Annotated in this window: 25 protein-coding genes and 1 pseudogene; 14 read left to right on the forward strand and 12 right to left on the reverse strand. The window is 51.4% G+C overall.

The features are described from left to right. Positions 1-5: 5 nt before the first annotated feature. Positions 6-365 (reverse strand): ferredoxin-thioredoxin reductase catalytic domain-containing protein, encoded by a 360-nt coding sequence (locus SYNC_RS11380; protein ID WP_041426724.1) that lies wholly within the window; start codon positions 363-365, stop codon positions 6-8. Between the two features lie 277 nt (positions 366-642). Here SYNC_RS11380 and sufR point away from each other — a divergent pair, with 277 nt between their 5' ends. The 8 genes from sufR to SYNC_RS11420 all read left to right on the forward strand — a co-directional run bounded on the left by sufR (position 643) and on the right by SYNC_RS11420 (position 7,431). Further along, positions 643-1,284, forward strand: coding sequence for an iron-sulfur cluster biosynthesis transcriptional regulator SufR (gene sufR, locus SYNC_RS11385; RefSeq protein ID WP_011620387.1), 642 nt, complete (start codon positions 643-645; stop codon positions 1,282-1,284). A gap of 3 nt (positions 1,285-1,287) precedes the next feature. Continuing rightward, positions 1,288-1,719 carry a hypothetical protein gene (locus SYNC_RS11390; protein ID WP_011620388.1) on the forward strand — a complete coding sequence of 144 codons (432 nt, stop codon included), beginning with the start codon at positions 1,288-1,290 and terminating at the stop codon, positions 1,717-1,719. Beyond that, entirely contained in the window at positions 1,716-2,327 is a 612-nt protein-coding gene (locus SYNC_RS11395) for a phycobiliprotein lyase (RefSeq protein ID WP_011620389.1), read from the forward strand. Before SYNC_RS11390 ends, SYNC_RS11395 begins: the two co-directional genes overlap by 4 nt. 104 nt (positions 2,328-2,431) lie before the next feature. Further along, positions 2,432-3,196 carry a phycobilisome rod-core linker polypeptide gene (locus SYNC_RS11400; RefSeq protein WP_011620390.1) on the forward strand — a complete coding sequence of 255 codons (765 nt, stop codon included), beginning with the start codon at positions 2,432-2,434 and terminating at the stop codon, positions 3,194-3,196. Between the two features lie 145 nt (positions 3,197-3,341). Continuing rightward, positions 3,342-4,475: a DUF4912 domain-containing protein gene (locus tag SYNC_RS11405; protein WP_011620391.1), complete on the forward strand. Its 1,134-nt coding sequence runs from the start codon at positions 3,342-3,344 to the stop codon at positions 4,473-4,475. Between the two features lie 14 nt (positions 4,476-4,489). Beyond that, entirely contained in the window at positions 4,490-4,660 is a 171-nt protein-coding gene (locus tag SYNC_RS14820; protein ID WP_167897229.1) for a hypothetical protein, read from the forward strand. A 37-nt stretch (positions 4,661-4,697) separates the two neighbouring features. After that, positions 4,698-6,131, forward strand: coding sequence for a phosphatidylserine/phosphatidylglycerophosphate/cardiolipin synthase family protein (locus SYNC_RS11415; protein ID WP_011620393.1), 1,434 nt, complete (start codon positions 4,698-4,700; stop codon positions 6,129-6,131). 310 nt (positions 6,132-6,441) lie between these two features. Beyond that, positions 6,442-7,431, forward strand: a complete 990-nt coding sequence (locus SYNC_RS11420) for a sodium-dependent bicarbonate transport family permease (protein ID WP_011620394.1) — start codon at positions 6,442-6,444, stop codon at positions 7,429-7,431. Positions 7,432-7,878: 447 nt separating this feature from the next. Here the strand turns inward: SYNC_RS11420 and SYNC_RS11425 are convergent, their stop codons facing one another. Next, on the reverse strand, positions 7,879-8,742 hold the full coding sequence (locus SYNC_RS11425) for a hypothetical protein (RefSeq protein ID WP_193328831.1): 864 nt from the start codon (positions 8,740-8,742) through the stop codon (positions 7,879-7,881). Positions 8,743-9,203: 461 nt separating this feature from the next. Between SYNC_RS11425 and SYNC_RS11430 the strand changes: the two genes are divergently transcribed. Both SYNC_RS11430 and SYNC_RS11435 read left to right on the forward strand, forming a co-directional pair. Further along, positions 9,204-10,133, forward strand: a complete 930-nt coding sequence (locus tag SYNC_RS11430) for a LysR substrate-binding domain-containing protein (RefSeq protein ID WP_237699217.1) — start codon at positions 9,204-9,206, stop codon at positions 10,131-10,133. Between the two features lie 766 nt (positions 10,134-10,899). After that, positions 10,900-11,310, forward strand: a complete 411-nt coding sequence (locus SYNC_RS11435; RefSeq protein ID WP_011620398.1) for a hypothetical protein — start codon at positions 10,900-10,902, stop codon at positions 11,308-11,310. Positions 11,311-11,417: 107 nt separating this feature from the next. Here the strand turns inward: SYNC_RS11435 and SYNC_RS14050 are convergent. After that, positions 11,418-11,608 (reverse strand): annotated as a pseudogene (locus tag SYNC_RS14050) (sigma factor-like helix-turn-helix DNA-binding protein); the annotation flags it as partial. Positions 11,609-11,843: 235 nt separating this feature from the next. Then, positions 11,844-13,256 (reverse strand): MFS transporter, encoded by a 1,413-nt coding sequence (locus SYNC_RS11440; RefSeq protein WP_041426725.1) that lies wholly within the window; start codon positions 13,254-13,256, stop codon positions 11,844-11,846. Between the two features lie 295 nt (positions 13,257-13,551). Here SYNC_RS11440 and SYNC_RS11445 point away from each other — a divergent pair, with 295 nt between their 5' ends. After that, entirely contained in the window at positions 13,552-13,962 is a 411-nt protein-coding gene (locus tag SYNC_RS11445) for a hypothetical protein (protein ID WP_011620398.1), read from the forward strand. A gap of 166 nt (positions 13,963-14,128) precedes the next feature. Then, entirely contained in the window at positions 14,129-15,787 is a 1,659-nt protein-coding gene (locus SYNC_RS11450) for an alpha-D-glucose phosphate-specific phosphoglucomutase (RefSeq protein ID WP_041426726.1), read from the forward strand. Positions 15,788-15,804: 17 nt separating this feature from the next. Here SYNC_RS11450 and SYNC_RS11455 read toward each other — a convergent pair whose 3' ends face one another. Genes SYNC_RS11455 through SYNC_RS11465 form a run of 3 tightly spaced genes read right to left on the reverse strand, consistent with a single transcriptional unit; the run spans position 15,805 to position 20,645 of the window. Then, positions 15,805-16,086: a hypothetical protein gene (locus SYNC_RS11455; RefSeq protein WP_011620401.1), complete on the reverse strand. Its 282-nt coding sequence runs from the start codon at positions 16,084-16,086 to the stop codon at positions 15,805-15,807. Beyond that, entirely contained in the window at positions 16,086-19,496 is a 3,411-nt protein-coding gene (locus tag SYNC_RS11460; protein ID WP_011620402.1) for an efflux RND transporter permease subunit, read from the reverse strand. Before SYNC_RS11460 ends, SYNC_RS11455 begins: the two co-directional genes overlap by 1 nt. A 9-nt stretch (positions 19,497-19,505) precedes the next feature. Further along, a complete protein-coding gene (locus SYNC_RS11465; RefSeq protein WP_011620403.1) occupies positions 19,506-20,645 on the reverse strand; it encodes an efflux RND transporter periplasmic adaptor subunit in 1,140 nt (379 codons plus the stop codon). 104 nt (positions 20,646-20,749) lie between these two features. Between SYNC_RS11465 and SYNC_RS11470 the strand changes: the two genes are divergently transcribed. Next, positions 20,750-22,951, forward strand: a complete 2,202-nt coding sequence (locus SYNC_RS11470) for an AAA family ATPase (RefSeq protein ID WP_011620404.1) — start codon at positions 20,750-20,752, stop codon at positions 22,949-22,951. Positions 22,952-22,998: 47 nt separating this feature from the next. Here SYNC_RS11470 and SYNC_RS11475 read toward each other — a convergent pair whose 3' ends face one another. The 3 genes from SYNC_RS11475 to SYNC_RS11480 all read right to left on the reverse strand — a co-directional run bounded on the left by SYNC_RS11475 (position 22,999) and on the right by SYNC_RS11480 (position 24,998). Next, positions 22,999-23,631 carry an alpha/beta hydrolase gene (locus tag SYNC_RS11475; protein WP_167897231.1) on the reverse strand — a complete coding sequence of 211 codons (633 nt, stop codon included), beginning with the start codon at positions 23,629-23,631 and terminating at the stop codon, positions 22,999-23,001. A 494-nt stretch (positions 23,632-24,125) separates the two neighbouring features. Beyond that, positions 24,126-24,299 carry a hypothetical protein gene (locus tag SYNC_RS14825; RefSeq protein ID WP_011620406.1) on the reverse strand — a complete coding sequence of 58 codons (174 nt, stop codon included), beginning with the start codon at positions 24,297-24,299 and terminating at the stop codon, positions 24,126-24,128. Positions 24,300-24,302: 3 nt separating this feature from the next. Next, complete coding sequence (locus SYNC_RS11480; protein WP_237699218.1) at positions 24,303-24,998, reverse strand: 4'-phosphopantetheinyl transferase superfamily protein; 696 nt, start codon at positions 24,996-24,998, stop codon at positions 24,303-24,305. Between SYNC_RS11480 and bcp the strand changes: the two genes are divergently transcribed. After that, entirely contained in the window at positions 24,997-25,464 is a 468-nt protein-coding gene (gene bcp / locus SYNC_RS11485) for a thioredoxin-dependent thiol peroxidase (protein ID WP_011620408.1), read from the forward strand. The two genes, SYNC_RS11480 and bcp, sit on opposite strands and share 2 nt — an antisense overlap. On the opposite strand, the gene SYNC_RS11490 is transcribed toward bcp, so the two are convergent. Together SYNC_RS11490 and SYNC_RS11495 are read right to left on the reverse strand one after the other, a co-directional pair. Then, complete coding sequence (locus SYNC_RS11490) at positions 25,457-26,155, reverse strand: type III pantothenate kinase (protein ID WP_011620409.1); 699 nt, start codon at positions 26,153-26,155, stop codon at positions 25,457-25,459. The genes bcp and SYNC_RS11490 overlap by 8 nt on opposite strands. Beyond that, entirely contained in the window at positions 26,145-26,954 is an 810-nt protein-coding gene (locus tag SYNC_RS11495; protein ID WP_041426727.1) for a phosphoadenylyl-sulfate reductase, read from the reverse strand. Before SYNC_RS11495 ends, SYNC_RS11490 begins: the two co-directional genes overlap by 11 nt. Between the last annotated feature and the right edge of the window lie 24 nt (positions 26,955-26,978).

Here is a 26,978-nt window from a genome sequence, read left to right on the forward strand (position 1 = left end):
GGACTTCAACCTGCTGTGGCGTGAATCGTTTCAGTGCTGATGGTCTGCTCCTCGCAGCGGAAAGGATTGTCTTCGGTGAGAAACAACATGCAGTGGCAATCCTTCCGCTCTCGCATCGGCACACAAGGACAGTTCCAAAATGCCTGAGAGACTTCTGCTTGCTTGTCTTCGTAATGACGACACGGGCAAAGAGCGCCACCCAAATCGTCTTTGTGCTTGGCAAGACCCTTTAAAACGACTGCCGTTACGCCGGGATCACTACAAAAGTAGGTACCGGTCCGTTGGGCGTACGTTTCGGCAAATTTGCGAATGACCTCAAGGCTTTCAGCTGTCGGCTCTGTGCTGCCAGCGGACGCATCGGACATTGGGCTCAAGGGGGGAGAGGAGAGGACGTAGTCAGAACGAAAGCCTGAATACACTCCGGCCAAGGGTCAGGCCAGAACCGAGATACGAAACATAGAGGTTTCGTTTCTAGGAGACTAGGGCACAGATCCATCGTCCGGAGACGCCATCATTCTTAAGGGGCGAACAACCGCTGAGCAGACATCTGTCCAATCTTCGTTAATCCTGGCGAAGACGGCAGGGTGCTCTCACGCCGGTTGCGGCCTTCCCGTGGCATCGTGAGTTCAACAGTTTCATCCCATGGGCGTTCAGGCTCAGGCCCCTACCCGCGAAACCACGCTCACCTTGCTTCTGAGGCAGGGCGAAGCCAGCGCGGCGAAATTGGCAGAGACGCTGGGGATTTCCGTGCAAGCCATGCGCCGTCATCTGCGCAGCCTCGAAGATGATGCTCTCGTGGAGGCCAGCCCCACGCCAGCGGGGCCAGGACGTCCATCGAACCTTTGGCGACTCACTCCGAAAGGGCACCAGCACTTCCCTGACGGCAGCGAGAACTTTGCTCTAGGTCTGCTGGAGTCCATGGCTGCGACTTTGTCGCCTGAGGTAATGGCTGACCTTCTGCGCCAGCAAGCTCTGGAGAAAGCCACCCAGTACCGGAAACAACTGGGGAACGCATCTCTTGAAGAGAGAGTTCGGGCGCTTGTGAACCTCCGTCTAAAGGAGGGTTACGTCAGCGATATGCAACCAGCCCCAACGGGACCAGGGTGGTGCATCTGCGAATTTCACTGCTCTGTGCAAAGAATTGCTGAGGAATACCCAGCGGTCTGCGATCAAGAGCTGCAGCTCATCAGACACACCTTTCCCGATTGCCTGGTGGAGAGAGTCCATTGGCGCCTGGAATCGGGACATTCCTGTGGCTTCAGCATCGCCCCTAAGCAGGACTGACCCATGGCTGAACGGCCGCTCTTCGGTTCAGGGCCCTTATCTCGAGCGGATGCCGAGCGGATTGAAGCCACGTTGCTTCCCAACCTTGATCGCCACCACCTGCGCCTCCTAGCTCACTGCCTACGCAGCTTTCAAGTCATCGCAAATCCACGTCAGTCAGGTCCACTTCCAGACCAACGCTCGCTCGAGCAATGGCTGTTGGAACAGCCTCAATTGGTTGAAGAGCCTCAATTCCGCGACCTACTCCTCAATCAATTTCTTGCCGCGGCACAGCAGCTAGAAGACCTCGCCAGACAGCGAGACCTCTCTCCTTTGGAACTCAACCTGGAAGAGCTCATTGAGGCCAGCACCCAGGCATGCAAAGCCAGGGTCGAGAGACCACACAACTATCCCTTGGACTGCGATCATCCAATACAAGAGTCATTCCCCTCATGACCTCGGCCATCACCAACGCTGTCCATTTCTTTCAACAGAGTTGCGGTCGCTGGCGATCACAACGCAGCGTTCATCACCTCTTGCACCGACGAGCAGAAGCGGGTGGATCTCTCATCGTTGTGGAAGATCTCGATCCGAATGACCCTCGGCTGCAAACACTGGCTAAACAACATGGTCATTCCCCGGGGAGCATTGCAGGAGGGAGCTTTGTGCGCTGGAGCGCCTCCATGGCATGGGATCAGAACGGTGATGCCCATGACGGCGAAACGGTCTTTGGCCTGATCCCCGATGGGGAAGGTGGACGCAGCGGCACCCTGCTTCGCGATTTGGGCTACGCCGAAAAAGCACCGGCCACCTCGACCTTCCAAATGGATCAGCAGGACGGTCTCATCCTCTGCACCAGCTACGAAACCATGACCGTCTGGGAACGCTTCTGGTTCACAAACCCGAACGTCAGGCTGCGATCCAGCACGGTGGAAGGCCTTTCGAACAACGCATCCTTTTGTATGGAAACGCGTTTAAGCGAAGAGACAGAGGACATCACAGAGGCGCCAGCAGGGCCAAAGGATGTGTCATTGGAACCACTTTCAGCCCCTTTCGGCTGGTGAGAACCGCCGGCAGCAACTATTACGGACTGTGAGTGCTGACCTGTGAGGAAGAGGCGCAACGGACTCTTCTTCTACGATCGCTAGCGAAGGATGTTGAAGATTGCGTGGCCATTCCTCTATTGCAGTACGCACCGATCACCCAAAACTCAAGGGTGGCGGCGTTGCGGGTCGCATCCGACGAGGTTCCACGCTCGTATTCCATGGACATCGCCATGGATGCAGAGAACCTGAAGACCGTTATTGAAGGTGCTTACAGGCAGATTTATTTCCACGCCTTCAAGTCGGATCGGGACGTCAATCTGGAATCCCAACTGCGAGACGGTCAGATCACTGTCCGCGACTTTGTTCGTGGGCTCTGCCTCTCCGACACGTTCCAGAGAAGCTTTTATGGCATGAACAGCAACTACAAGGTGGTTCGCCACCTTGTGGAGAAGCTTCTAGGTCGCAAAACAAGCGGCAAATCTGAGGAGATCGCCTGGTCCATCCTGATTGCCACAAAGGGCATCACCGGGATGGTGGACGCGCTGCTCGATAGCGAGGAATACCTGGATGCCTTTGGGTACGACACAGTTCCATTCCAACGCAACAGGGTGCTTCCAGGCAGGGATCTGGGAGATACACCTTTCAACGTCACAAGCCCTCGTTACGACGAGTACTACCGCGGAATCCTTGGGTTCCCTCGGTTTGTCTACACAAACTCGGTCAAAGCCAAGACCATTCCAGAGAGAGCCAAAGTCAAGCGTGGCGGGTTCCCAGAGGACTACATCCCTTGGGTTCGTGGCTTGGCCAATACCAATGGGATCGCTCCCAGTGGAAGTGCAGACATGGATTACCTCTCCAAGGTTCCTTATCGCAGCATCGGTCGCTGAACCCAAAAAAATTCGGCGAAAGACGAGGGGGCATCAGGCCCCCTTTTTTTGTGTGTCCAGCTCGTGGGAGCAGCCAACTGAAGCCTTCAAGCCCCTGGGCTGGAGTCAGAAGATGCTGACCACAGAAGAGAAAGGTGCCTGAAAAATGGAAGTTGGCTGCAAACTGATCCCGAAGAAACTCGGTTGGTTGTCCGTGACGCAAGCCCTCTCATCCCTAGCCCGCCTGACGCTGCGTCAGCTCCGCCAGATGGCAAGTGATCTGGGGGTAACCCTCTACAGCCGTAAAAGCAAGGAGGACCTTGTCAGCGCTATCGCGGAGCGCCAAGACCGTCGTGAGGGCGATCGCGTGGCCATGGAGGCAGAGCTCAATGCTCCCTCCATGGGAGAGGCAACGACTCGCGTGGTCTTCCTGCCCAGAGACCCACAGTGGGCTTATGTCTTTTGGGAAATATCCGATAGCGATCGACGGCAAGCTCAATCAGAAGGAGCAGCTTTCCTTTGCCTGCGCCTCGCCGATGTGACCGGGCTCGAAAACGGCTCATCCCACCCTCACACCCTCCAGGAAGTTCCTGTTGATAGCCACAGCACAGAGTGGTACCTACCAGTTCCTCTTTGCGATCGCGATTACAGGGTTGAACTTGGATACAAGTCAGAAAACAAATGGATCTCTCTGGCTTTCTCCTCAGTAGCAAGGGTGCCAGCACTCCACCCCAGCGATCAAATCCTTGATCAGTTTGTGCCTTTCAGCCTGGATGCCACACCAGCTGCAGCTCCCTTGCAGCCTATGTCTACCCCTGGTCATGATCCAGAACCAACCGACAGCAAGTTGCACGAGCGTCTTTACCAAAGTGCAACAACCCACTTCCGCAGTCGTCGCGTTGGCTCTGAGATCCTTCATGAAGCCGATTCGATGGGCTCAGGTCAGCTTGGACTCAATGATTCAGGAGTTGGTTTGTGGGCCAGCGGACGCAATGAATCTGGCCTCGGTGGAGTTGCCCCACGCCAGCGATCGTTCTGGCTCGTTGCCGATGCTGAGCTGATCGTCTATGGCGCAACTGATCCATCAGCACGCCTCACCATTGGCAAAGAGGATGTGCCCCTTTCAAACGACGGAACGTTTCGCATTCAAGTTCCATTCCGCGATGGCGAGCAGGTTTACGCCATTGAAGCCACTGCCGCAGATGGGGAACAGAAGCGCAATATCACCCTCAATTTTGAGCGTGTAACACCTGAAGACAACAGCAATCCAGCCAGCGAAGCCCGCGCTGAGTGGTTCTAATTCTGAACACCTCAATGTTGCGTTGGCTTGTTGCAATCACTCCTCTGGCAGGCGCCATCGCCTTTCCAATTCTTGTGCCAATAACCATGGCGAAAGTGGGGATCGGCGCAGGCGTGGGGGTCGCCCTCGTTCTGAGCACCCTTTGGTTTGCCTCCATGTTGCTGACATCTGAGATGCCTCACTGAGGGTGGAACCCTCACTCTGAGGTGTGCTCCATGTCCTGTGAATCGATCGCAACGCAAAGCCCCTCGAAGTGGCTTAATTGCGTCGGCCTTATCTGGTCTGCTGGCCAGCGGTTGTAGTCGAGCTGGAGTTGTGCTCGGTCAGAAGCCGGTCGACCTGGGCTTGCCGGTAGGCATCGAAGTTGGGTTTAACCACCGGGCGGGTGAACGATATCGAAGTCCGTTAACTGGAGCATGGAGAAATGGCGACAATCTCGAACAGATGCTGATCGATGCGATCCAGTCCGCTGAAGAAGAAATTTTGGTAGCGGTCCAAGAACTATCTCTGCCTCGCATCGCCCACAGTCTTGTTGCCGCCTTACGACGAGGCGTAAAAGTGAAAGTCATTCTTGAAAACAACTACAGCACCCCCTGGAGCCAACATCATGAGCTCGATCTCAGTCGTCATCAACGCCAGAGACTCCAGAGCTTAAAAGCCTTAGCCGATCAAGATCAAAACGGTGTTGTGAGTCCAGAAGAAGAACGAGAGAGCGATGCACTACTCATCCTTCAGTCCGGACAGATTTCTTGGATTGATGACACCGAAGACGGCAGCAAGGGAAGCGGCCTGATGCACCACAAATTTGTGGTTATCGATGGCGAGCGCGTGATCACTGGTAGCGCGAACTTCACCAACTCCGGCATGCATGGTGACGCTGGAGTCACGCAAACACGCGGGAACGTGAATCACCTGATCAGTATTCAAAACCCAGCTTTAGCCACTCTCTTTAAGGAAGAGTTTGCACAGATGTGGGGCGATGGCCCTGGCGGATCGAACGACAGCCACTTTGGACGCAACAAAGTGCCCCAGCCTCAGCAAACAATCAAGATGGGCACGATGAACATCAGCGTGCTGTTTCCTCCCCAGTCAAAATCAAATCAAGGCCATGGGCTTGATTTGATTGAGGATCAACTAGAAAGCGCCAAAAAAACGATTGACCTTGCCTTATTCGTCTTCTCTGCGCAGCAGCTCACCAACAAACTTGCAGAGCGAATATCCGCTGGAGTGAAACTGCGCCTGCTTGCTGACCCTGGATTTGCAAGCCGGTCCTTTTCAGAAGTGCTGGATCTCCTCGGCCTCGCAATTCCTGATCGCTTCTGCAAATTAGAGACAGACAATCAACCCTTAACCAAACCGCTCAAGGGCATCGGCACGCCCGGCCTCGCGCGTGGTGACAAGCTGCATCACAAGTTCGCAGTAATCGACAACAAAACAGTTATCACGGGGTCCTTCAATTGGTCGCCCTCTGCAGCACACACTAACGATGAAACCCTGCTAGTAATTGATTCACCCCTGCTCGCCAAACACTTCACGCGTGAGATAAATCGTTTGTGGAGAGGCGCGGAATTAGGAATTAACGCTCGAATGCGCAACAAGCTTGAACGTCAGCGTGCCAAGTGCGGGAGTGGGGAGAAGAGGACTGAACGTAGCTGAAAAGCAGCTCAAGAAGTGGGCAGTAGCCATTCAACGAATGCATGCCCAATGATTATCGTTCATAACGCAAATCTCTTCCCCTGAGCTCTAACAACCATACCTATTCCAATGAACAATAGTCGTGGCACCATCACAACCATTAAGCGAATTGCTCCATACCAAAAGATAGCTCTTTCAGGCTACAGATCCAAGGCAAGACCAGTGAAGTTGCATCCCAAAATCCTCATTCACTGCAGATGCAGATCGCATTCAACAAAAACATACTCTTAACCAGTAAGCGTGATAGCATAGAAAAAGAAGCACTAGACAGGTGAACCAGGCCTTGATTTTTGAAAACATTTTTTCGCCCGCTGTCTTATTCTTTCTTCTGGGCGCCTTGGCTGTTTTCCTAAAGATAAACCTGGAAATACCACAACCAGTCTCAAAGCTACTATCACTTTATCTACTAATATCAATTGGCTTCAAGGGAGGCGTGGAATTAATAGTGAGTGGCCTAAGTGGCTCGGTCCTAAAAATACTTCTTCTCTGTTTTGTTATGGCAGTGATAGTACCGGTATATGCATTCCCAATCCTCAGGCAGCGCTTTAGTTCTGGAGACTCTGCTGCTCTCGCCGCATCATTTGGTTCGATCAGCGCCGTAACATTTATCACCGCAAGTTCATTCCTCAATGAACTTGCGGTTGAACACTCCGGATTTATGATTGCCGCACTCGCCTTGATGGAATCTCCTGCGATTGTGATGGGCTTAATACTGCATGAAAAATCAAAGCAAACACCAAATAATGAGCAGGGAAAGAAAAAAAAATTTGCCACTATTATTCAGACATCTATTTTAAATACATCAGTATTTTTGCTACTAGGAGCACTTGTGGTTGGCGCACTGTCCGAATTTTTTGATCACTCGGGCGTCGAAAAGATTGCACCATTCACCAACCAGATTTTCTATGGAGTGCTTTGCTTGTTTCTACTGGAGATGGGGATTTCTGCCGCCTCGCGGATCAACGAATTAAGGAAGAGCGGCATATTCTTAATTGCTTTTTCGATTTTGTTTCCACTCTTTAACGCATTCATTGCAATCGCCTTGGCCAGATTCTTTAGCTTGGAACCTGGAAATGCACTCTTATTTGTCATTCTCTGCGCAAGCGCTTCTTACATCGCTGTTCCCGCTGCCATGCGCTCATCTTTACCTAATGCCAACCCAAGTCTTTATCTATCTGCAGCACTTGGAGTGACCTTTCCATTCAATATAATCATTGGTATACCTCTGTACTTCTCTTTGATTCAAAAGTTTTCCTCATAGTAGAAGCATCAGACTTCAACACAGGAATAAATGATTGAAGATCATTTTTTAAACATCCATTAGTTCCTACTCCTCCAATCTCACTCGACTTCAATTCTGAATATCCGAGGCCTGTACTCATCAATAAGACAAGACAGGGATAAAACCTTTGCTCATGGGTCTTGAGGTGTACCAGCAACTACTGGATTTCTTTTTTGCTCAGTACTCCTTGATGGACATAACGATAGGGCACAATCACTTGCTATAAACATTGTTGGTGATTCACTCACCCAAGCTTTCCACTCACTTTACTCGTGAGATAAATCGATTGTGGAGGAGCGCCAAATTAGGGATTACTGCTCACATACGCAATAAGATTGGACGTCAGCATTATCAAGTGCGAATGGAGAGGAGAGGAACTGAGGTATCAGGAATGAGGCAAAATTGGCTCGATATAGTGACTGGAGTCTAACCGAAAGTTGAATTCGATAACCAGTCAAATGGATCAGGACAACATTCAACATCGCGTAGAGATACGGAAATGGAATGAGCGCGTTCACTCAGATAGAGCAGAAGCTGCCGAAAGCTGTCAGAACCCGCGAAGCAGCGCTTGACCACCAACGAATCACCCAAAGTTAGACCTGTGGATAGAGGCAAGGGGACACTTTTTCCAGCAAAACCTCGGAGTGTATGAATACATCCATGGCTGATGGATACCTGGTCTTGCGTGCGCTCCTCCCAAGAGCCGACTTCATGCCGTATTGCCCCAACGCTTGAGCATTGAAAGCCCAGCCCTTCCAAATGATGCTGAATCTTAGGCAAAGCCCCATCAAGTAGTGACAAGAGCGGGTAATCCTGTAGGTCATCCAATACCAATTCATCTTCTCGCTCCAAGAGGGGATGCATTCGGTCAACTAAAAAATAGGATGGATATCGAGTGAGGTTAATTACAACAAATTCATCATCATCTACTGGCACATCGGGGTAGCAACCCAACCAAGCATCCAAGATCGAATCGCGAAGGAGTGTCAGTGGATAGCTTGTATTCAAGAAATTGGAACGACCGCACACCCAAGGAATAGAACATTCTTCAAAATAAGGATCACCAGCACCAAAATTGGAGTCAATCCTCAGCGATTTACCCTGACTCCAACGATAAATCTGATGAACCTTACGCTCAGCATTTAAAAGGGAAAGGTTTCCACCCAAATGCCATTCGCCCTCCAATTTACGCGTATCAAGCTCAAGAAAATCAGCTACATATTTCGCGTTACGAGAAACTGTCGCCTGATTGCAATTCAACCGAAGCGCTGCTTCCTGGCCAGAGCGCAACCAAACAAGACAATCAAGGCAAGATAAGCGAAAAGTGTCAAACATATGGGAGCCTTAAAATTGGCTATTGATCTTCAAATCAAGCTAATATTTATATTAGCCCAGCCTCTAAAGCGTAAAAAGCATTATGCACAATTCGCATCTTAATAAGATTTACGATCAGGTGAAGCGTCCGCTTCTCGATAAATTATCCACTTCTTATCAGGAAATCATCGGACTAGTGTCAAGCACTACCTAATGCCTGAGCCGCGTTAAAAGCCATAAAACGAGAGGCGAAAAGGAAGAGTCTTAATCACAGCTACAATTTTCAGGCAAAAACAATCTTACAAGAAATCAGCTGCATGCTTAGAGAATAAAACCTCTTGATCAACTAGAATCAACTTCATATAGCTATTGCGCTAAGGGACAAAATAGTTAGCAAAATAAACATTACTCGTAAATTGCATAATCCAGCCAAGGTATTGCGCTTGACAACAGGAATCATTATCATCGCGACAGAATCGAGATTAAAGTTGATAAGTATTGAAGATTTACGATATCTCGACTGTCAAATTTGGCTCAGGTCAGGCGAAGAGTGCGCAAAACGCTTATTCACTGCACAAAGTACTATTTCTCGTCGCAATACTGAGACATTAAAAAAACTTGGACTCAAAATGAGGAGAGATGATTTTGGCGAATGGAGAATAGAGGGCGAAACAAAATTTATCGATATGGAAAGGATAATTCATCAGATTTACAGATGCAACAACAATGAAGAGAAACTTCGATTAGAAGCAACATTCTGGGCCGGACCAACATTGGCAACTCCTTCTCCAGAAGGATGGATTAATGGCGTCTGGGATCATATTGGAATGAAACGACCACTCCATCTCATCCGTGAAGGAATTATCGATGCATGGATAAGTAGTTATCAACCTGACATGCCTGAGAAAGATGATCCTGTTTTTACCGTCATTGATCTTTGCAAAACTCCAGTAAAGCTAGTTGCGAATAAAAATCACCCATTGGCAAAGAAAAAAAATATTAGCAAGCAAGATTTAGAAGTGTTTCCTTCTTTGTCACTACCTAAAGGATGGTTTCCACGCACTGAAGCGACGCTACGATCTCATGGATTGTGGTGCACAGAAGCAAAGATGAAAAAGTATAAAAAAGAGCTATGGGAAGGCAAAACTGAAGATGAGGTAACACTCAGCTATGCAACATGCCTAGGGCTAGAAGTAATGGAGAATCTTTCAACTCTTAATTATGATCTTAACCTGAACAGCGGCGAAAGCTTGGTAGTGAAGAAGGAATTAATCGACAACCAAAAAATTCAATCACTTTTATCATGCCTGAAGAAACGAATCACTGAAAAGTCTAAAGTTCATAGTGAACTAATTCCTTCCTTCTAAACCAATAAGAACTTTGATAAAACCCTGTGATTGCAAGCATCATCATCACTAACGTATTATCTCCTTACGCCCGAGAAAAATGACCACTCCCAATGCGCATCACGCATAAAAAGCATCAATGCAGCCATTGCATTGTGCATTGCCTGATACTTGCAAAAGCAATATGAGCCAACTAATATTAGATACTTCTTTTCATAGCAAAAATCATAGGTGACACCAGACAAAATGGAAGATTCAACCTCAAATCCAAACCAATTAATATTATTCTGCAGATTACTCAATGAAGACAAAATACTTCAGTCTCAAGTAAAGGCAGCAGTCACCCCCAAGCACATAATCGAACTAGCCGCATCCAAAGGATGTGAAATCTCCCATAGCGAATTACGCTCTTGGTCAAAAGAATTGACAGCACCTTATTTTCCTTGGTCTGAGATGGGAAACGAATGGCGACGAAACTTTTTCAGACAATTGCCATAATCAACTTCTTGCCTCACATAGAAATTTTTAGGGTTTAACATACTCTACAACTCCATGCATTGAGGTATAACCGGCACCTCAATCGCAAGCATTGGGACTTCTTAAGCCGCTAAACACAACTTTTAGATGGTCATTTCGATGCAGCGACAATCGATGGGTGACCTTCATCTTCACAACGCCTTGTGCCTTCATGCTCTAACCCATAGGCCCAAAAGCTCGATCGCCACTCATACAACAGTCGGCGCGGCATCGTGCGCCCACAACCTGATTCTGGGGCCAGAATGGCCCGATGACTTCGCTTCTGCCCGTGCGACTCTCGCCACTCCTTCTTGGGTTAACGATCCTGGCGCCTTGTGCTGTTCGCGCACAATTGAAATACGTTCCGTTTCCCACAACGAGTGAATTGAGGTCCCTGCAGCTGCTGGCCTACGCCTGTTCAAGAGAGAACAGCGTTGACAGCTGTACTCGCACTCGTGACATCGCGAATCCACTCATGGATCATCCTCGTCTCCCAACAGCCTGCAAAGACGCCGTTTGGGAGCTCATGCAAGAAGCAAAGCCAGCTACGAGCAACAGCTCTCAACGTCGCGACAGCATTGACAGCCCCGCACGCCGGCTCACCGTCGTCTGTGCTGATCCAGAAAAGCCCAAAAAGCCGAACAAGCCCCCTTCAGCGGGATCTCCAGCTAGTCAAACGTGAAGCCCTGAGCAAAATTGATACGCATCTAGCCCCTAGACAAATCACTCTCTTCGTTCAGGGACAAAACAACCAAGCTACCCATCAACAGCTGTGATAACTGGCCTCACCTAGGGCAATGCCCCCCCCTGCACAGGCTTAGGTTCTGGGAGATCGATGCTGCCTAGTAATGACCCCTTCATTAATTTCAAATTCGACATAGCTTTCGATTCAAGTTGGCGCACTCGTTCACGAGACACATTGATTTGACGACCAATTGCGACAGGATGAGCAGCTCTTCACCACCTAGACCGAAACGCAAAGACACCTAGCCCGGCTGGATAGCAAGTCTCCCTCCTCTAACCAACGACAAACTGACTCTCCAGGCCGTCATCAATAAATCAGAAGCAAGAAAGAATATACATGATCTCTTAGCTCAAACAGCAGGCAGCTTAAATTAAATCTACTTACGCTTCAGCTAGAACCTCAAGGAGGAATTGTCATCAATCCAGAGACTTAGACCTAGAAGGATTGACTATCTCCAAAGTCTTGAAAACCTAATCCATTGCAACTTGCAATAAATCTCCGAATCGGGATTGCACACTTCTACGGAATCCAGTCACATCTAATCGTTGCATCAACAAAGAAGCGGCGAGGAAACCCACAATCTGTAAACAGAAGACCCCGCTATAAGCTCCGAATACATCACCACCATTGAGTGTTTTAAACAGCGTAAGAAGACCACCGCCACTGATGGTGGCTAAACCACTGGAATAGGCATACAACGCACCCCAGACACCAAGCAATAAGCCCACCCTTCCTTTCTCCACAAAAGTGAACATCAAAGTGAAAGAAGAATGGATACAGATTCCAAGCGAAATGCCAAAAATTGTTAGCGAAAAACGCAAAAATGGTAATGACTGTGATGGTGCCGACAACAACATCAGGGCGAGAGAAATCGCCGCAAAAAATGCACCAAGCCTGGCCGTACTGACGTTACCAATCCAACCAACTAAACAAAAACCACTAAGACCAAGTCCAACAAAAAAGCCCGCAGCAAGGAATGCATTGAGTGCCGTTGTAGCACAAATACTCATGCCAAATACAGCAGCACCAAAGGGCTCAAGGACCGCATCATTGAGAAACATACTGAAGGTGAACAGGCACAAGACAGCCGTAAATCGTCCGACCTGAGGGATCGATCGCAAACGATCTAGCAATTGAATAACCGTCAGTGATTCCCGCACATCTCTGAAGTTGTCAGGCCCATCTCGATGACCCTCAACTGCCTGATAGTCGGAGTACTGATCTGCAACATTACGCCGCTCCAATCCGAACACTGACGACACACCAAGACCAAACAGGAGCAAGGGAGTCACAACAATCAGCCGTTCGAGCCCTGCTACAACGCCATCTCCACTGGCCTGCGTTCCACAGGCTGCACCAAAAATCTGATTCACAAGAATGGTTCCTAACAGAACCCCAAGCAGGCGCATGCCCCACACCACAGACAACACGCGAGGACGCTCTTGTTCTGTTGTGAGGTCAACAATCAAAGCAGAAAATGCTGTGCCTCCAGCAGCAATTGCTGTACCGGTTGCGATGGAGATCAACAACAGAAGCCCAATCCATCCACCCAAAAAAGATTGATTGGCTAGTGGCATTGTTTTGGCTAGCTGAAGCACTACCCATCCCGTCAAGCCGAATAGCAGCGAAATCGCAAGCGAACTCATCACAATGAAAGGGGTTCGCCGCAATCGCCCCGAAGACATTCGATCCGAGCGATTACCGAACCAAGCTCGCGTAAAGCCCATCAACTGCTGGGCACCGATCGCCAAAGCCGTCAAAGCGGCAGAGACGCCAATCTCTGTGATCAGGAGACGATTCAAGAGTCCAAGAATCAGAACCCCGAGGATTCCGAGGCTGAGCTGAAATAAGCCCAGACGCAAGCCCAGGCGCACAGCGCGCATTTCTAACAAGGGCTTGAGCCATTCCTACCAATTCAAATCATTCTACGAAAAGCGCAAAGTCCTTATTGACCTACAACCGGCACCTCAATCGCAAGCATTGGGACTTCTTAAGCCGCTAAACACAACTTTTAGATGGTCATTTCGATGCAGCGACAATCGATGGGTGACCTTCATCTTCACAACGCCTTGTGCCTTCATGCTCTAACCCATAGGCCCAAAAGCTCGATCGCCACTCATACAACAGTCGGCGCGGCATCGTGCGCCCACAACCTGATTCTGGGGCCAGAATGGCCCGATGACTTCGCTTCTGCCCGTGCGACTCTCGCCACTCCTTCTTGGGTTAACGATCCTGGCGCCTTGTGCTGTTCGCGCACAATTGAAATACGTTCCGTTTCCCACAACGAGTGAATTGAGGTCCCTGCAGCTGCTGGCCTACGCCTGTTCAAGAGAGAACAGCGTTGACAGCTGTACTCGCACTCGTGACATCGCGAATCCACTCATGGATCATCCTCGTCTCCCAACAGCCTGCAAAGACGCCGTTTGGGAGCTCATGCAAGAAGCAAAGCCAGCTACGAGCAACAGCTCTCAACGTCGCGACAGCATTGACAGCCCCGCACGCCGGCTCACCGTCGTCTGTGCTGATCCAGAAAAGCCCAAAAAGCCGAACAAGCCCCCTTCAGCGGGATCTCCAGCTAGTCAAACGTGAAGCCCTGAGCAAAATTGATACGCATCTAGCCCCTAGACAAATCACTCTCTTCGTTCAGGGACAAAACAACCAAGCTACCCATCAACAGCTGTGATAACTGGCCTCACCTAGGGCAATGCCCCCCCCTGCACAGGCTTAGGTTCTGGGAGATCGATGCTGCCTCGTAATGACCCCTTCAATGCCGACGGAACCAACCCAGCGGCAGGTGCAACTCGAGGCGCCGTTCACCGACCAAAAGCCAGGCACCTCTGGTCTTCGCAAAAGCAGCCAACAATTTGAACAGCCCCACTACTTAGAAAGTTTCATCGAAGCCTCCTTCCGTACCCTCCCTGGCATGGAGGGTGGAACCTTGGTTCTTGGTGGAGATGGTCGCTACGGAAACCTCCGCGCAATCGATGTGATCTTGCGCATGGGTGCTGCCCACGGGTTGCAAAAAGTGATCGTCACCACAGGCGGCATCCTCTCCACACCTGCTGCCTCAAATTTAATTCGACAACGTCAAGCCATCGGCGGGATCATCCTTTCCGCCAGCCACAACCCTGGTGGCCCTGATGGTGACTTCGGCGTCAAGGTGAACGGAGCAAATGGCGGCCCCACACCAGCTTCGTTTACGGATGCGGTCTACAGCTGCACCAAAACCCTCACGGAATATTCGATCGTGGAGGCACCTGCCATCAGCCTTCAGGCCCCGGGGCACCATCTCATCGGCGAGATGCAAGTAGAGGTCATCGATGGCGTCGATGACTTCGTGTTGTTGATGAAGCAGTTATTTGACTTCGAGAGCATTAGCGCTCTGATTCGCAACGACTTCCCGTTGGCCTTCGATGCCATGCATGCAGTCACAGGCCCTTATGCCAAAAAATTGCTGGAAGAGGTCTTAGGCGCACCCGCTGGCACTGTCCGCAATGGGACTCCCTTGGAAGATTTTGGCGGTGGGCACCCTGATCCAAACCTCACCTACGCCCATGAACTCGCCGAACTTCTGATGGACGGTGGTGCCTATCAATTCGGCGCTGCTTGTGATGGCGATGGCGACCGCAACATGATTCTGGGCAACCGTTGCTTTGTGAACCCAAGCGACAGCCTGGCCGTCCTGACGGCCAACGCCACCCTTGCCCCTGGTTACGCCTCAGGCCTCGCCGGAGTTGCACGCTCCATGCCCACCAGTGCTGCGGTGGACGTTGTCGCCAAAGACTTGGGGATCAACTGCTTTGAAACACCTACTGGCTGGAAATTCTTCGGGAATCTGCTGGATGCCGGCGACATCACTCTCTGCGGGGAAGAAAGCTTCGGAACAGGCAGTAACCACGTACGCGAAAAGGATGGTCTGTGGGCAGTGTTGTTTTGGCTTCAGATCTTGGCGACACGACGCTGCAGTGTCGCCGAAATCATGACTGAACATTGGAATCGTTACGGGCGTCACTACTACTCACGCCATGACTACGAAGCTGTTGCAAGCGAAGCAGCACATGGGCTTTATGACCGCTTGGAAACCATGCTTCCAAGTCTCATTGGTCAACCCTTCGCGGGCCGCAGCATCAGTGCTGCTGACAACTTCAGCTACACCGATCCCGTTGACCAATCCGTCACCAAAGGGCAGGGACTACGAATCCTGCTGGACGATGGAAGCCGGGTGGTGCTGCGCCTGTCTGGCACCGGCACCAAGGGAGCAACATTGAGGGTGTATCTCGAGAGCTACGTCCCAACCACGGGTGACCTCGCTCAAGATCCCCAGGTTGCATTAGGCGAGATGATCAAAGCCATTGATCAACTTGCCGAAATCACAGAACGCACTGGAATGGATCGTCCAACCGTGATTACCTGATTGGATTCAGGCGTGGGTTATTTCTTCTGTGACCCACGCCTGCCTCGATGGGCATTGGGATGGCGATACACAGGATCAACGGCTTCTTCCTGGAGTTGACGGGTGGTTTCGATTGCAAAACCAGCGAGTCCAGAAGATGTAATCACCATTAAGTAGAACAATCGCACCTTCCCAAGATCAATCTCAGCCGGTGTGTTCTCAATTAAAACCTTCAAAAAGTAAGCAATTGCGCAACCAATTGCCAGTCCAGCTGCAATTGCCACCAACACCCTTGAGCCACTGAATCTCTTTTTTGTCATTAGTTCAGCTGCGGATCAGAAGAAGGCTTGGCATCAGCCTGACCAAGGAGTGTCTTCATTACCACGTAAAACACAGGAACCACCAGGGTGGAAAGGAAAGTAGCAACTAACAAGCCACCAAACACAACCAAACCAAGTGAAGACTGACTTTGCGCACCAGCGCCACTTGCCAACATCAAAGGCAAAAATCCTGTTAAGGAAGAAATTGCTGTCATCAAAATCGGTCTTAAGCGAGATTGAGCAGCAAAGCGAGCAGCTTCAAGAGCTGAAGTGCCTTCGCCCATTTTTTGATTGGCAAGATCAACAATCAAGATCGCGTTACCTCCGGCCAAGCCAATCAACATCACCAGACCAACCTGGGCATAAATATTGAGAACCTGACCAGCAGCACCAAGAAACACCAAGGCACCAAGCAAAGCAGTTGGTACGGTCAGCAGAATGATGATGGGATCCGAATAGCTTTCATATTGGGCTGAAAGCACCAAGAACACCGCCAAAATACCAAGAGCAAAAATCACAACCGCCAAGGATCCTGCCTTCACCTCTTCTCTTGAAATACCAGTCCAATCGAAGCCCAAGCCTTGCAGATTGGCATCTTTGAAGATTGTCTTCATCGCTGTAATCGCCTGACCAGAACTTTTGCCAACGGCTGGCGTTCCGTCAATTTTGATCGAGCGGTAGAGATTGAAGTGAGGGATCACGCTGGGGCCAGTGGTTGGCTTTACGGTGAAAAACTCAGACAAAGGGATTTGTTCCCCTTTCATACTCTTCACATAAACCGACGAAAGCTGCTCAGGCGTTGCTCGATTGACATCATCAGCCTGTACATAGACACGTCGAACCTTACCCTCCTGGAAGGTGTCGTTGACATAGGCACCACCAAAATTGACGCTGAAAGATTGCATGGCGGAGCCAAAATCAACCCCTAGAGAAGCCATCTTCTCGCGATTCACCTTGATCTCAATCTGAGGTGATTCTGGGGAAAACAATGTATAGACCCGGTTAAGAATTGGATTGGCATTGCCCGCCTGAATAATCTGCCCAGCGGAAGCAAAGAATTGGTTCAATCCATAAGCTCCACTACTCTTATCCAGTAACTGAAATTCAAAACCACCACCAGCGCCATAACCAGGAATCGAAGGAGGCTCCACCACAAACACTCGGCCACCATCAATCGACATCAACAGCTTCTTGTTCAGGCGTTCAACAATCGCGGCCACGGAGTGTTCGCTTCCCTGACGTTCATCCCAATGCTTCGTTCCAAAGAAGAACAATCCTTTGTTTGGAGCATTTCCATCCAAACTTGCTCCACTAAACAAAGCAGCAGCGGAAATATCATCCTCAGATCGCAAAACCTCTGCCACTTTGCGGTTAATCGCTAGGGTCGTTTCATTCGAAACACCCTCTGGAGCCTGCACAAAGCCAATGGCATAACCCTGGTCTTCGATCGGAACAAATCCGCCAGGAATGCGTGTGAAAGCAAAGCCAGTGAGCAGGATCCCGGCGGCAAGAGCCGCCATCACAATCGGACGGGCTTTGAGCACCTGGTCAAGAACTTTGGAATAACGCTTCTCAAAGCCTGAGTAAAAACGATTGAAGTGAATAAAAATCTGAGGAACATACCAGCCCACAACAAGACCAATCGCCGTGAACAAAATCACAGGTATGAGATTGGTCACACCAACGAGAATTAAACCCACAACGGCTCCGCCCGCAGCTCCAGGCATCCGCAATGGAATCGAAGTGAGCTTCATCGCAACGAAGCCCACTAAGGCTCCAACAACCACTGGAATCAGCACCAATCCGGCCCCATCACCGGCGCTCAGAAGGCCGTAAGCAAATCCAAGAAAAACACCTGCTGTGGCGTATTGCTGTTTGCTTAGCTGCTTGGTGTCCTTCGAAAGCAACAGAGCCGCCAGCATTGGCGAGAAGGTGAGTGCGTTGAAGGTTGAGATCCCGATCGAGAACAGGATGGTGGCAGCAAACTGTTTGTAAATCGTTCCCGTTGCTCCTGGGAAAAACAACACAGGAAGGAAAACCGCCATCTTCACCAGCGACGTGGCAATCACAGCGCTGAAGAGTTCATCCATGGTGGCCATCGCCGCCTGTACAGATGTCATCCCTTCAGCTTTTTTGGCAGACGTGTCTTCCACCACAGTGATCGCGTCATCAACAACCAAACCTGTTGCAAGAACAAGGCCAAACAAGGTGAGCTGATTCAGAGAGAACCCAAAAGCCAGCACGAGAGCGAACGTACCAATCAAGGCCACAGGAATGGCGATGGCGGGAACAAGCGTCGCTTTCCAATTCTGGAGGAATAAAAAGAGAATCAAGACCACAAGAATCACTGCATCCCGCAGAGAATTTGTGACACCTTTGATTGACTGATTAATGAAGTCGGTAGTGTCGTAAATCACCTGGGTATCTAGACCAACAGGAAGCGTCTGTTCGAATTGCTCAATCACCTCCTTCACGCCGTTAGACACCTGAATGGCGTTACTACCCGACAGCTGATAAACAGCAACACCAACAGAAGGTGTGCCTTTGAGGTCCATCGCGTCGATGCCATAGGTCTCTCCACCCAGGCTCACGCGACCAACGTCTTTAAGCTTGATCAAACCACCCGTATCGGTAGTTTTTAAAACGATATTTTCAAACTCTGATTCCGTCGTTAAACGTCCTTGCAATTGCACAGTGAATGTATATTGCTGGCCTTCAGGAGCAGGAGAGCCGCCGATCTTACCTGCAGGCACTAGACGGTTCTGGCTTTGAAGTTGCTGTACAACATCGGCAGAAGTTAGCCCATTTGCCGCAAGTTTTTCCGGGTCGAGCCACAGCCTAAAAGCAACTTTACGATTACCGAAGTAGGTGACTTCTCCAACACCAGGTACGCGTTTAATGTTATCGGTTAAGTTTTTATCTAAGTAGCCACTAATAGTTTCAACGCTATATTCCGTCTTAGAAGGATCAGAGTTGACAAAATTATAAACAAGTAGAATCGAGTTCGAAGCCTTATTAACTGTGACTCCCGCTTTCCGAACCTCCTCTGGGAGTTGAGGCTCAGCCAAAGAAACTCTATTCTGAACATTAACCTGGTTAATATTCCCATCAGTTCCACTATTAAAAGAAACAGATACAGAGCTCACGCCATCAGACGAGCTGTTGGAAGTAATGAAATCCATATTTTCCACACCATTAATCTGCTGCTCAAGCACGGTGGTCACACCCTGCTCAACTGAGACGGCATCAGCGCCTACGTAGGTGGCCTGAACTTTGACCGTTGGAGGAGCAATATCAGGAAGATTCTCAATAGGAAGGATAGGGATTGCGATCAATCCCACAATCACGATCAAAAGGCTGCAAACGGTACTGAGTACCGGTCGCGTGATGAAATTATTTGATGCGGACATGAATCAACCTCAGTTCTTAGCTGCAGCAGGTTGTGATCCCGCGCGTTGTGTTTTCACCTGAATCGGCATTCCATGCTTGAGATTGAGGAGATTGGTCGTAATCACCTTCTCATTGAGTTTTAGGCCTTTGGTGACCGGATAACGGTTGTTCTGAACCTCACCAATATTGACTGGTGTTTGAAGTGCAAAAAGGGCATTTTCTGGCAACTTTCCCTTCTCGATACCTTTACTGATCCGTTCGATGTCAGCCTTGCCTGGATTGGCTTTCAGGTCCGCAAAGTTGCCAACCCGAAAGACAAAGCTTTGTCCTGAAGTTTGCGTCACTGCCGCAAACGGCACTGAGATCTGTTGACCCGATTTCAATTGAACCCTGGTCCGTAGTCGCTGACCACTTCGTAGCTGGCCATCATCGTTGTCAAACAAAGCCTTCACTAACAGACCCTGCGTTTGAGGATTCACTTGAGGGTCAATCGATTCAATCTGACTCGTAGCAAGCGGCTTAACCGTTCCAGGCACACTCAAAATGATGGGTTGGCCGATGGCGAGACGGTCGCCATAGACCGCCGGCACTTCGACCTTCGCCTCAAGAATGTTGTTTTGCACCACACTCGTGAACGGTTGGTTTTGATTAACCACATCCCCTACCTTCACCCGGACATTTGCCACGGTCCCTGCTGTCGGTGAGCGCAAATTGCTGTAGCTGAGCTCTGCTTCTAAAGCTTTGACTTTTTCAACTGCGGCGACGTACCGCGTGCGATAAGAGTCCCGCTGACGGAGCGAGGCAGCCCCTGCTTTTGCGAGAAATTCTTCACGCTCCCAATCAACTTTGGCTGTTGCCGCTTTCGCTCGTTGTTCCGCCAACGCCGCGCGTTGCTGAACCTGATCGAGCACGACGAGCAACTGACCAGCATCAATACGATCACCCTGAGAAACTTTGATCTCAGTGACACGACCTGACGTTTGAGCTGCTAGCTCAACCAACTCATTGGCCTCGAGCGTGCTCACCGTATCGATATCGTCGGTGAAGGTAGCTTCAAGAACAGATGCTTGCTGAACCGGTAGCGCTGGCGTCTGTTCTTCAGAGCCTCCACAAGCACTAATGGAAATTGCTGTTAAAAGCACAGGAAGCAGTGGTCGAAAACGCAGCACAAATCCTGTGACGAACGAAGGGATTATGGTCGAATTTCAACCCAATTTTGGTTCGGATCAGGCAAGAATCCATATACAAAGACCATTGAGGGGAGATTGGTCGGTTGGTTGAGGATCTGTTCAGCCACCACGGGAACCAGCTAAGGCGGCAACAGGCACCCTTAGCTGACCGATTGAGACCCACATCCCTCGAGGAATTTGCAGGCCAAAACGCGATCCTCGCCGAAGGCCGTTTGCTGCGCCGGGCGATCGCCGCAGACCGGGTAGGCAATCTGATCCTGCACGGACCGCCGGGCGTCGGGAAGACAACCCTGGCCAGGATCATTGCCACCCACACCCGTGCGCAGTTCAGCAGCCTGAACGCTGTTCTGGCAGGAGTGAAGGACCTGCGTGAGCAAGTGGACGCCGCCAAAGAGCGCTTGGAGAGGCATGGCTTGCGAACCATCCTGTTCATCGATGAAGTGCATCGCTTCAACAGTGCTCAACAGGATGCGCTGCTCCCTTGGGTGGAGAACGGCACTCTCACTCTGATCGGTGCCACCACTGAGAACCCTTACTTCGAAGTCAACAAAGCTCTCGTAAGTCGTTCACGTCTGTTTCGACTTCAAAGCCTAGAAGCCAACGATCTCCATCAATTGCTCCATCGGGCTCTTCACGACAAAGAGCGAGGCTATGGCAATCGTTTGGTCACGATCACTCCTGAGGCCGAAGCCCACATGGTGGATGTGGCCAATGGTGACGCGCGCAGCCTTCTTAATGCCCTCGAGCTGGCAGTGGAAAGCACAACCACAACCGATCCAGAAGCAACGATTAAAATTGATTTGACCATCGCCGAGGAGTCGATTCAAGAGCGAGCTGTGCTCTACGACAAACAGGGAGATGCCCACTTCGACACGATTAGCGCATTCATCAAATCGCTTCGGGGCTCCGATGCGGATGCAGCCTTATTTTGGCTGGCTCGGATGTTGGAAGCAGGAGAAAACCCAAGGTTCATCTTTCGACGGATGTTGATCTCAGCGGGAGAAGACATTGGTCTAGCCGACCCCCAAGCTGTGGTCGTCGTTGAAGCCTGCGCAGCAGCCTTCGAACGCATCGGTTTACCAGAAGGGCTTTACCCGCTTGCCCAGGCAGCCCTGTACCTGGCCTGCGCCGAAAAAAGCAACAGCACGATGGGACTGTTCGAAGCCATCCGTGTTGTACGCACTACGCAAGACCAAAATGTGCCAAGCCATCTGCGCGATGCGCATCGCGATGGTGAAGCCTTCGGCGATGGAAAGGGGTACCGCTACCCCCACGCTTACAGGGAGCATTGGATCGCACAGAATTACCTACCCGAGGCCCTGCAGGGGGAGGTGTTCTGGACACCGAGCAAACAAGGGTGGGAGGGAGAACGACGAGGAAGGATGCTCGAACGTCGGGCTGCTCAGCTTGCCGTCGCAGCAGAGGCGGCCCTAACCCACCCCCTGCTCCTCAGTAGTGGTCCAGACCTTCCTGAGATGGAGCGCTGGCTGCATCGACAGCTCGCCCAAAACGATGAGCGTTTGCAAGACCTGCAACAGCGACTGTGGAGCGCAGTGACTTTTCAACGCACCGACAGGGTGCTGGTGCTCGGGGGAAGGTCCCTGCTCTGGGCCCTAGGTCCACTGAATGCTGTACATGAGGGGAGCGTCACGATCCTGTGCAGCACCCCTGAAGAGCAAGCCCGACTTGAAGCACAGCTGGATCTTCTTGATCCACTCCATCGCCCCAATCTCCTTTCAGGAGGAACCAAGGCGTTGGAGACGCTTCCTCAAGACTGGCAATTCGAAGTCGTGGGAGGTCGATTCAGCAGTGATGATCGAGCTTGGATCGAATCTCCAGAATTTTGGCAGCAACTCCTCTTGAAGCTTTCCCCAGGGGCTCAGCTGCATATCCTTCTCAGCCAAACAGCCATCGGGCCCGCGGCAGCGCTTGCAGAGCAGTGCCCTGGATCCACACAAGAACTGTCAGAACTCATAGAGAAGGAACAACAGTGGCTTTTCACCCAGCAACTTGATCAGCTCGTAAGGCAGCAGCTTGCAGATCTCGCAACATCAGTGAGCACAGAGCAATGGCAGGAATCTCTGTCACTCCCTATTGACGAACGCCTTCTGAAACGTTGGCTGGCAGAGGATCGTCCTTATCGATCTCTCGTTAATCGCTGCAGCCAGCCCAAGAGGGTGCTCAGCACGCTTCAGCAGCTTCTGCAAACAAAACAGGGAGGGCAACTGCCACAACCCCTGATCCATCAGCGACTTGCCTTCAGAAACACCAGACGCCAGCCATAAAAAAAGCCCCGGCATTGCCGAGGCTTGAAAGGGCCGAAGCCGTGCGATCACCAGAGGCCGCGAACGGGAGCAGGTGCAGCAGCGCGAGGTGCGGGAGCAGCAGGAAGGATCTGCTTGGCTTGCACACAAGCAGGCAGGAAGACGTACCAAGACATCAGTGAAGTGGCCTGGGCGCCATCAAGACCGTCCTTACAGACGTTCTGGGAGCCATCAGATGCACCGTTGTCAGCCAGAGCGAAATCAACGGGGAGAGCATTCAGGATGCCGGCAGAAGAGATCTGGCCGTCAGCAGCGTCAAGAATGATGGCGGAGCGAAGAGCAACAACGGCTGTCTCCTGCTTCCTCCAGTAGGGGTAGTAGCTCTTGGTCTGATCCTGCAGGAAGGCAACGCCGTCGCTGGAATAGAGAAAACGTGAAACGCCCACGAGGTCAACCTCGTAAGAACGGGTCATGCCTTCCTGGATTTCTTCTGCAGTCCAACCGGAATTGTTGATTCCACCTTGGAGGCCGCGATCGGTGATTTCACCGTCAGCGAAGAAGGTTCTGAAAGCTGAAGACTTAGTGGACCAAACAGCACCACCGGTTTTCCAGCGCACAGGGCGCTCAGCGGCTTCGGCTGCAACAGCCAGAGTTGTGAGAGAAGCGGCGGCGAGAACGCCAGCTGCAAGACGTGTGAACACGGACGATGGAGATATAGACATCATTTAAAACTTAGTCGCAGGAAAATGAATTGCCAACAAAAATGGTGGGTCCAGTACAAGAAACTGTCCCTAATGCGCACTATTAGAACCAATGCACTATAGGTATTAAATCGAGACTCACGACTCTCGCTTTATTAGTGCTTTAAAGCGGTCAAAACTCAGATCTCTGAGGTCTCAAACACCTTCCATCCTTAAGGGCAAACAGCATCTTTCTGTTCAGCAGAAAAAGGCGTTATCCGTCAACGCTGAGGCCTTACAAGCTTGAAGCCATTTGGATTGCACAATCGCAACATAGTTTTCACTCCCACATTGAGGGGTCAGCCATAAGCGCGTACTGCGGGCTTTCGGTTCAACGCGAACATCCACGTCTTATCTCCACTCAATCCAGGGGCAACCAGCGATGACGCAAATTGTCCCCAATAAAAGCTGGCGGGCTGACCGCGCATGAACGCCCTAAGCAAGGTTTCGGCTTATCAAGGTTGATTCAACAAGCTGGTCTCTTGATCATTGAGCTGCTGAACAAGTCGTGCATCCGTTGGGAGACCAATTTCTCCGGGAGTCAACACCTGCGTTTCGCTAGTTGCGATCACTCCTAGCAGGCCGCCGAAAAAAGAGCTGACTCCGCGGTGGGAACAGATCGCATCCAAGCTTCAGTCACGCCAAGGAGAATCTTGATTCCAGTTGTAATCATGACTTAGGCAGATCCTTACTCCAGTCAAATTCTGATCGCAAGCTGAAACGATCGCCATACCCCATTGCCCTAGATGGCGATAGTGCGCTGATACCTGAAGACCTTTGCCCTGGTGGCTTGCACTCAACCGATCGCCCGCCACAACCCAATGCGACAGATCCTGTGCCAGAGATCCCTGTTGCCACTTAATCGCAGCTTCCTTGATCAGCCAGTGCTCCAAAACACTCTGGTGAAACGCTTGTTTGGGGAGGCCTTTCAATTGGTGCTGCTCGCTTGATCCGTAATAACGCCTCATCAGCGCTTCAGAAGCGAAGGGACGATTCAACCGCTCTAAATCAACCCCAACGGGGGCAGAAGACCAGGCCATCAACGCAGAGTCTTGGCTATGGCTGAGGCTCACAAATCCCCAACCCAAGTGCATCGAGGGAGGCGCACCCGGGGGCGCATGCAGGGGAATTTCCTGCGCGGGCACGCCCCACAAATCACTAAGACACGAACGCATCCACGATCGGGAGCCAAGGAAACGCTGCTGACGGGTCTGACCCAAGTTGCAAGCCCAAGCTTGTTCTTGATCTGACACGCAAGGATCCCTTGAGGAAGCCGGTCCAAGCCACATCACGGTTACGCTTCCGCTCCGGCTGTTGCCTTCCTCCATGACTTTGCAGATCGGCGATCTCGCGCCTGATTTCACACTTCCTGACCAAAACGGAGAACCCGTGCACTTGGCCTCCTTGCGGGGGAAGCGCGTGGTGATCTATTTCTATCCCAAAGACGCCACCCCTGGTTGCACGAAAGAGGCCTGCAATTTCCGAGATCGCTGGTCCTCCTTCAAGGACCATGGAATTCACGTCTTGGGGATCAGCAAGGACAACGCGTCATCCCATACGCGCTTCATCGCCAAACAGGAATTGCCCTTCACGCTGTTGAGTGATGAAGATCCCTGCCCCGTTGCCAGCAGCTTTGAGAGCTACGGTCTGAAAAAGTTCATGGGTCGCGAATCCATGGGGATGATGCGACACACCTTCGTCGTAGACGCGGAAGGACGGTTGGAATTGATCTACCGCAAAGTGAAATCTGATTCCATGGCCGATCAAATCCTCAGTGATTTAGGCATCAGCTGATCAGCTCGACCATCGCCTCCATCACCAAGTTCGGGGCATGAAGCACCTCCATCCCCAACTGGTCCTGAAGTTTCGGGAGTAGTTGGGGGGAATCGCCTCCACAGAGCCAAATCGGCCAAGGGCTTTGCGCGTGGGCTTCACGGATAAGACCCACCAAACTTTGCTGCGCTCCAGAGCGCATGGCTGCCTGAGTCTCGAAAGGGAAAGGCTCCGCATCTTCGGGTTCTAAAACCAAGGGCGAGGTCGCTGTAAGGCCTGCTGTGGCCTCACCCATCGCGCGCAATTGAAGGCCATAACCAGCCGCCAACAACCCTCCAGAGAACGATCCATCCGCAGAAATTCTGGTAAGGCTGAGAACCGTGCCTGCATCCACCACTAGGACGCCAACACGATTTTGATTCGCACGCCAAGCTCCCCATCCAGCGAGCGCTCGATCGATGCCTAACCAAGGGGGAATCCCCTGAAGGGGGATCGCACTCAGGTTCAACCGTTTACTGGACTGCAAACAAGGATGGTTTGGGATCACCCCCACAGCCGCCCATGCGAGGAGATCACTAGGTGGATCCAACGCCTCAGGCGCCGCGGCCTCATGCTGGTAGACCCATTGAGAAGCCCCTGTCTGCTCTGCCCAGTGCCAGCGGCTGTTTCCAATCAGCAAGCATCGGGATCGAAGGTCCTCGCTAGATGCCATCACCCATAACACCTGGCACGTGGATGCCACATTCCTGCTTCAGGCCAGCAAAGCGAGTGTCTCGTCCCGTCGCCTCCTGCCCGTCAGGGCCACTGGAGTGCCAGTCTCCAACCGTGGAATACCCCTGATCAAATAAGGGGTGCTGAGGAAGATCGTTCTCCTTCATGTAGTAGAAGACATCGCGTGAGGTCCACTCCAATAGCGGCCTCAGGGACAAGCGACCGCGAATGGGATCGAGCGCAGTCATGCTTCGGCGTGTATCCGTCTGAGCACGGCGCACACCGCTCGCCCAGCAAGACACCTGAAGACGATGCATCGCTTCTTCAAGGGGCTCTACCTTGCGGATTTTGAGGTAGAGCTCCATGTCCTCAACAACACCTGATTCCCAGAGGCGGCCATGGAGCGCCTCCATCCGAGCTGCAGACGAGGAAGACTGAGCGATGTGGAGATTCAGATCGAAGCGTTCGCGAAGATCTTCGGCGTAGCGATAGGTCTCAGGGGGGAGATAGCCGGTATCCACCCAGATCACTGGAATATCTCGGCCTCGATCCATCCCGCTCAACAAGTGCAGCAACACAGAGGATTGGATTCCGAAGCTCGTTGTCAGGGCAAAACCCGACCCAAACTGCTCATAGGCCCATAGCAACCTTGCGCGCGCATCCAACGGCTCAAGCTGCTCACGCGCGTGTTGGAGTTCTGCCGCCTCAGCCTTGGGGCCAGCGGCAACGACAGGCTGATTCTTGGAGGTGGACACATCCCTCATCTCTCCATCTTCCAACGCCGAGGGGCATGGTGTCATGTCTATGGTTTCAAAACCATTTCT

It is taken from the genome of Synechococcus sp. CC9311, from assembly GCF_000014585.1.
GTDB lineage: Bacteria > Cyanobacteriota > Cyanobacteriia > PCC-6307 > Cyanobiaceae > Synechococcus_C.